Origin of the sequence: Microbispora sp. H13382, assembly GCF_014161445.1 — a bacterium.
Classification (GTDB): domain Bacteria; phylum Actinomycetota; class Actinomycetes; order Streptosporangiales; family Streptosporangiaceae; genus Microbispora.
In genome coordinates this window covers 1-2,141 of record NZ_JABBXA010000044.1, presented here as the reverse complement: position 1 = coordinate 2,141, position 2,141 = coordinate 1, and the positions used below count along the sequence as shown (strand labels likewise).

Here is a 2,141-nt window from a genome sequence, read left to right as displayed (position 1 = left end):
TGTCGTACCGGACCTGGCTGGGTGGCGACAACTACGGCATGGGGGTGGCCGCGGGTCACTACATCGGCAAGACGCTGAAGGACAAGGGGGTGGCCGATCCGGTCATCCTGGAGATCCAGGGCATCGCGACGCTGCCGTTGACGCAGGACCGCAGCAAGGGCTTCGAGGACGCGCTGAAGACCTATGGGTTCAAGGTGACGGCGAAGCAGGACGCCAAGTTCACGGTGGAGTCGGGTACGCAGGTGGCCAGCAACCTGCTGCAGGCGCACAAGAAGATCGACGCGATCTGGAACCACGACGACGACCAGGGCATCGGTGTGCTGGCCGCGATCAAGGAGGCCGGTCGTGACGAGTTCTTCATGGTCGGTGGTGCGGGTTCGGCCAACGCGATGCGTGACATCCAGGCCGACAGCGGTGTGCTGAAGGCGACGGTGACCTACAGCCCGACGATGGCCGCTTCGGCGATCAAGCTGGCGCGACTGATCGCGCAGGGCAAGGGCATGAGCGACCTGCTGGAGCAGCAGGTGCCGCAGTCGATCACCCTGACCTCGGAGACCGTTACCAAGGACAACGCCGAGCAGTACCTGCCGACCGGCTTCGAATCCTGATACGGGGGAGATATTCAGTGGTAGACAGCAGGCCGACGCTGGGCGTCGGCATGGTGGGGTACGCGTTCATGGGACGCGTGCACTCGCAGGCATGGCGGAGCGTCTCCTCGGTCTTCGACCTGCCGGTACGGCCCGTCATGGCGGCCCTGGCCGGGAGGTCGCCCGAGCGCACGGCCGAGGCCGCGGCGACGCTCGGCTGGGCGGCGGTGGAGACCGACTGGAAGCGGCTCCTCGAGCGTGACGACGTGCAGGTCGTCGACATCTGCACTCCCGGTGACAGCCACGCCGAGATCGCCGTCGCGGCGCTGGAGGCGGGCAAGCACGTCATCTGCGAGAAGCCGCTCGCCAACACGGTCGCCGAGGCCGAGGCCATGGTCGCCGCCGCCCGCGCGGCGGCGGCCCGCGGCGTGCGCAGCATGGTCGCCTTCAACTACCGCCGCGTGCCCGCCGTCTCGCTGGCCCGGCGGTTCGTCGAACAGGGCAGGCTCGGGGAGATCCGGCACGTGCGGGCGCAGTACCTGCAGGACTGGATCGTCGACCCGGAGTTCCCCCTGGTCTGGCGTCTGCAGAAGGACAAGGCCGGGTCCGGCGCTCTCGGCGACATCGGCGCCCACATCATCGACACCGCGCAGTTCATCGTCGGCCGGTCGCTGGCCGGGGTGAGCGCGATCACCGAGACGTTCGTCAAGGAGCGCCCGCTCGCCGAGGGGTCGGCCGGCCTGGCCGGCCAGGGCGGCACCGGTGAGATGGGCGAGGTGACGGTGGACGACGCCGCGCTGTTCATCGGCCGTTTCGAGGGCGGGGCGCTGGGGTCCTTCGAGGCCACCCGGTTCGCCACGGGCCGCAAGAACGCGCTGCGGATCGAGGTCAACGGATCGCTGGGCAGCCTGTCCTTCGACTTCGAGGCGATGAACGAGCTGTGGTTCCACGACCACACGCTCGACGCCGCCGAGGGCGGGTTCCGGCGGATCCTCGTCACCGAGGCGGACCACCCGTACGCCGGGGCGTGGTGGCCGCCGGGTCACGGCCTCGGCTACGAGCACACCTTCACCCATGAGGTGAAGGACTTCATCGAGGCGGTGGCCGCCGGCACCGACCCCGCACCGTCCTTCGAGGACGGCCTTCAGGTGCAGCGGGTGCTCGCCGCGGTCGAGGAGAGCGCGGCCGCCGGGTCGGGCTGGACCTCGGTGTGATTGTCCACAGGACTGTGAGAAGGGGTGTGATATGACGCGACCGATCACGTTGTTCACGGGGCAGTGGGCGGACCTGCCGTTCGAGGAGGTCTGCCGCCTCGCCTCCGAATGGGGCTACGACGGCCTGGAACTCGCCTGCTGGGGCGACCACTTCGAGGTCGACAAGGCCCTCGCCGACGACTCCTACGTCGAACGCAAGAAGGAAACCCTGGGCAAATACAACCTCGGGGTATGGACGATCTCCAACCACCTCGTCGGCCAGGCCGTCTGCGACCACCCCATCGACGAACGCCACAAGGGCATCCTGCCCGCCCGCATCTGGGGCGACGGCGAACCCGAA

Annotated in this window: 2 protein-coding genes and 1 pseudogene; all 3 read left to right on the top strand. The window is 68.7% G+C overall.

Annotation, left to right across the window (positions count from 1 at the left end):
- A partial coding sequence (locus HHX41_RS39365; RefSeq protein WP_182910004.1) for a substrate-binding domain-containing protein occupies positions 1-608 on the top strand: 608 nt, incomplete at its 5' end.
- A 17-nt stretch (positions 609-625) separates the two neighbouring features.
- Entirely contained in the window at positions 626-1,801 is a 1,176-nt protein-coding gene (locus HHX41_RS39360; protein ID WP_310742384.1) for a Gfo/Idh/MocA family oxidoreductase, read from the top strand.
- Positions 1,802-1,832: 31 nt separating this feature from the next.
- Positions 1,833-2,141, top strand: a pseudogene (locus HHX41_RS39355) (sugar phosphate isomerase/epimerase); the annotation flags it as partial.